This is a genomic window from Methanoculleus horonobensis (genome assembly GCF_001602375.1).
In the GTDB taxonomy this organism is placed as follows: domain Archaea; phylum Halobacteriota; class Methanomicrobia; order Methanomicrobiales; family Methanoculleaceae; genus Methanoculleus; species Methanoculleus horonobensis.
In genome coordinates this window covers 1-4,686 of record NZ_BCNY01000003.1, presented here as the reverse complement: position 1 = coordinate 4,686, position 4,686 = coordinate 1, and the positions used below count along the sequence as shown (strand labels likewise).

The window sequence follows — 4,686 nt, the reverse complement described above, 5'->3', positions numbered from 1 at the left end:
AAATTCTGGTTGATCCTGCCAGAGGTCACTGCTATCGGGGTTCGATTAAGCCATGCGAGTCGAGAGGGTTCGGCCCTCGGCGTACTGCTCAGTAACACGTGGATAACCTGACCTGAGGAAGGGGATACCCCCGGGAAACTGGGGATAATACCCTATAGGTTACCGATGCTGGAATGCTCGGTAACTCAAAGTTCCGGCGCCTCAGGATGGATCTGCGGCCGATTAGGTTGTTGTTGGGGTAATGGCCCAACAAGCCGATAATCGGTACGGGTTGTGGGAGCAAGAGCCCGGAGTTGGATTCTGAGACACGAATCCAGGCCCTACGGGGCGCAGCAGGCGCGAAAACTTTACAATGCGGGCAACCGTGATAAGGGAACCTCGAGTGCCTGTATATGCAGGCTGTCCAGGTGTCTAAAACACACCTGAAGAAAGGGCCGGGCAAGACCGGTGCCAGCCGCCGCGGTAATACCGGCGGCTCGAGTGGTGGCCACTTTTATTGGGCTTAAAGCGTTCGTAGCTGGGTTGTTAAGTCTCTTGGGAAATCCGGCGGCTCAACCGTCGGGCGTCTAAGAGATACTGGCGATCTTGGAACCGGGAGAGGTGAGGGGTACTTCGGGGGTAGGAGTGAAATCCTGTAATCCTCGAGGGACCACCTGTGGCGAAGGCGCCTCACCAGAACGGCTTCGACAGTGAGGGACGAAAGCTGGGGGAGCAAACCGGATTAGATACCCGGGTAGTCCCAGCCGTAAACGATGTGCGTTAGGTGTATCGACGACCACGAGTCGTCGAGGTGCCGAAGGGAAACCGTGAAACGTACCGCCTGGGAAGTACGGTCGCAAGGCTGAAACTTAAAGGAATTGGCGGGGGAGCACCACAACAGGTGGAGCCTGCGGTTTAATTGGACTCAACGCCGGAAATCTCACCGGATAAGACAGCGGAATGATTGCCGGGCTGAAGACTCTGCATGACTAGCTGAGAGGAGGTGCATGGCCGTCGTCAGTTCGTACTGTGAAGCATCCTGTTAAGTCAGGCAACGAGCGAGACCCACGCCAACAGTTGCCAGCATGGCCCCCGGGCCGATGGGGACACTGTTGGGACCGCCTCTGCTAAAGAGGAGGAAGGAATGGGCAACGGTAGGTCAGCATGCCCCGAATTATCCGGGCTACACGCGGGCTACAATGGGCAGGACAATGGGTATCGACACCGAAAGGTGAAGGCAATCTCCTAAACCTGTCCGTAGTTCGGATTGTGGGCTGTAACTCGCCCACATGAAGCTGGAATCTGTAGTAATCGCGTTTCAACATAACGCGGTGAATGTGTCCCTGCTCCTTGCACACACCGCCCGTCAAACCACCCGAGTGGGGTTTGGATGAGGCTGCGGTCGTTGCCGCAGTCGAATCTAGGTTCCGCAAGGGGGGTTAAGTCGTAACAAGGTAGCCGTAGGGGAATCTGCGGCTGGATCACCTCCTAAAGAAATACACTTGGGCCATCAGCGGTTGCTGAACAAACTGTAAAATTGCCGATGTCAACGGATTCATGAAACCGGGCTCATAGCTCAGTTGGAAGAGCGCCGCCTTTGCGAGGCGGAGGCCGGGGGTTCAAATCCCCCTGAGTCCACTCGGCAGGACGGTATCAGTCCTGCCTACAATGCACCCGGAGATGCGAGTCACCGGGGAAGGGCTGAAGGTCTTTGACCTGACGAGGCTGTGTATAGGTGCGTACTCTGGACGTCAAATGAGTTCAGCGGAACGACAAGATGCCTGTCAGTGGATGGCTCGGTTCGAGTGCCGAAGAAGGGCGTGCCAAGCTGCGATAAGCTCCGGGAAGACGCATGGAGTCTACGATCCGGAGATCCCCGAATGGGACTTCCTAACACTTCGGTGTTGATCCGTAAGGATCGGGAACCCCCCGAATTGAAACATCTTAGTAGGGGGAGGAAAAGAAATCAACCGAGATGTCGTTAGTAGAGGCGATCGAACACGACAGAGTTCAAACTGAATCCCCTCACGGGGAGATGTGGTGTAGTAAGCCTACCGTCCGGACATTGCGGCCAAGTGGAAATCCTCTGGAATGAGGTGCCAAAGAGGGTGATAGCCCCGTACGCATACGCCAAGATGTCCTGGTAGTGTCTTGAGTACCGCGGGTCGGAATTCTCGCGGGAATCTGGGGGTCATCAACCTCCAAAACTAAATACTACTCGAAACCGATAGCGCATTAGTAGCGTGAGCGAAGGCTGAAAAGTAACCCTGGAAAGGTGGTTAAAAGTGCCTGAAACTGATAGGTGATCGTGAGTTACGGCGCGAAAGGATCTTCCACGTGAAGGAACCCGTCGCGAGGCGGTAGTACGGGCGTGGTTGCCGGTGTCGTAACGTACGTTTTGAAGAACGGGCCAGAGAGTTTATTCTGCAGGCGAAGGTTAACCCAAAAGGGGAGCCGAAGGGAAACCAACAGGTCCGTAGCCTTCGGGCATGGGACGACGTATTAAAAGTGCGTGGAGTCTGCAGGATAAGACCCGAAGCCCAGCGATCTATGCGTGGGCAGGTTGAAGCGTGCCGAAAGGCGCGTGGAGGACCGCAAGCGGTTTTGATATGCAAATCATTCGTGTGACCTGCGTATAGGAGTGAAAGATTAATCGAGCTGGGCATCCGCTGGTTCCTCTCGAAACATGCCGTAGCATGACCTGGCTGGAGATAGACGGTGAGGTAGAGCACTGATTGGGGGAGCTGGGGGAGAAATCCCTCACCCTCCTGTCAAACTCCAAATTCCCCGTCGTCGAAGAAGGCTGGCAGTCCGCATTACGGGGTAAGCTTGTAATGCGTAAGGGAGACAACCCAGACCGTGGTTAATGTCCCTCAATGTAGGCTAAGTGTCAACACTGAAAGGCGTCCCAGGCCAAAGACAACTGGAAGGTGAGCTCAGAAGCAGCTATCCTTTAAAAAGTGCGTAACAGCTTACCAGTCGAGGTTTGGGGCACTGAAAATGGACGGGGCTAAAGCCTACTACAGATACCACGGACCACACTTTGTGTGATGGCGTAGAGAGGCGTGCTGCCTGGGCAGAAGCAGGGGCGTGAGCTCCTGTGGACCGGGTAGCAATGAGAATTCTGGCATTAGTAGAAGCAAAGTTAGGTGAGAATCCTAACCGCCGGAGGGGCTAGGTTTCCTCGGCAATGTTCGTCAGCCGAGGGTTAGTCGGTCCTAAGTCGTGTCGTAATTCGAGCACGACAACAGGGAAACAGGTTAATATTCCTGTACCATGCGTCTGTAGCAGTTTACTGCCCTGACGCTTCGGGATATACCGGGCAGGGTCGTCGCCCTGTCCAAGCGTCCAAACTCGTGGAGTACCGCCATGGTGAGAAGCGAGTGAAAGCGTGATGGAGTAATCCGGTAAATTCCTGGAGCCCGTGAAAAGGGAGACGTATGTCCGTACCGAGATCTGACACAGGTGCCCCTAGCTGAAAAGGCTAAGGCGTGTCGGTTTAATCGTGTTAAGGGAACTCGGCAAATTAGCCCCGTAACTTCGGGAGAAGGGGTGCCTGCCTGGTGATCAGGCAGGTCGCAGTGACCAGGGGGCTCTGACTGTCTAATAACAACATAGGTGACTGCAACTCGGAAACGATTAGTATAGTCACTGATTCCTGCCCAGTGCGAGTATCTGAACACCGGGTTCAACCGGACGAAGGACTCGTAAACGGCGGGGGTAACTATGACCCTCTTAAGGTAGCGTAGTACCTTGTCGCTTAATTGGCGACTTGCATGAATGGATTAACGAGAGCCCTACTGTCCCTAACACGAGGCCGTTGAACATTTTATCCTAGTGCAGAGACTAGGGACTCCAGATGGGAAGTGAAGACCCCGTGGAGCTTTACTGCAGCCTGTCGCTGTGTTACGGTATTCCTTGCGCAGTGTAGATGGGAGGCGTCGAACCATCCCTTCCGGGGGATGGGGAGCCACCAATGAGACACCATCCTAGGTTTACTGTAACACTTACTCTCTTCGGAGAGGACAACGGTAGGTAGGCAGTTTGGGTGGGGCGCCACACCCTCGAAAAAATATCAAGGGTGCCCTATGGTCAACTCATGTGAGTCAGAAACTCACAGGAGAGTGTCAAGAGCATAAGTTGGCCTGACGCGATGACGCATAGCAAGTCATCGCGAGAGGAAACTCGGGTCTAACGAACTAATGAGCCTTGTTGATGAGGGCCATTAACGACAGAAAAGCTACCCCGGGGATAACAGAGTCGTCGCCGGCAAGAGCACATATCGACCCGGCGGCTTGCTACCTCGATGTCGGTTCTTTCCATCCTGGCCGTGCAGCAGCGGCCAAGGGTGAGGTTGTTCGCCTATTAAAGGGGATCGTGAGCTGGGTTTAGACCGTCGTGAGACAGGTCGGTTACTATCTATCTGGAGTGTGAGGAGTCTGAAGGTAAGATGGAAATAGTACGAGAGGAACTTTCCGTCGTCGCCTCTGGTCGATCGGTTGTCCGACAGGGCAATGCCGAGCAGCTACGCGATAAGGGATAAAAGCTGAAAGCATCTAAGCTTGAAACCTGACCTAAAAAGAGACTCCGCTGAGGACACGGGTAAAAGACCCGATTGATAGGTCCGGGATGTAAGCACGAAGGCAACGACGTGTTCAGTCCGCGGATACTAACGTCCGATGTCTTCCGCTGAGCTCAGACGAAATC

Annotated in this window: 1 tRNA gene and 2 rRNA genes; all 3 read left to right on the top strand. The window is 54.4% G+C overall.

Features of this window, described 5'->3' with window-relative positions:
* The first annotated feature begins 2 nt into the window (after nt 1–2).
* The 3 genes from MCUHO_RS00015 to MCUHO_RS00005 all read left to right on the top strand — a co-directional run bounded on the left by MCUHO_RS00015 (nt 3) and on the right by MCUHO_RS00005 (nt 4,672).
* Nucleotides 3–1,469: ribosomal RNA gene (locus tag MCUHO_RS00015) — 16S ribosomal RNA — on the top strand.
* Between the two features lie 75 nt (nt 1,470–1,544).
* Nucleotides 1,545–1,617, top strand: a tRNA-Ala gene (locus MCUHO_RS00010).
* A gap of 123 nt (nt 1,618–1,740) precedes the next feature.
* Nucleotides 1,741–4,672 (top strand): 23S ribosomal RNA (locus MCUHO_RS00005).
* The 16S and 23S rRNA genes sit together here with 1 tRNA gene alongside, the layout of an rRNA operon.
* The last annotated feature ends 14 nt before the right edge of the window (nt 4,673–4,686 follow it).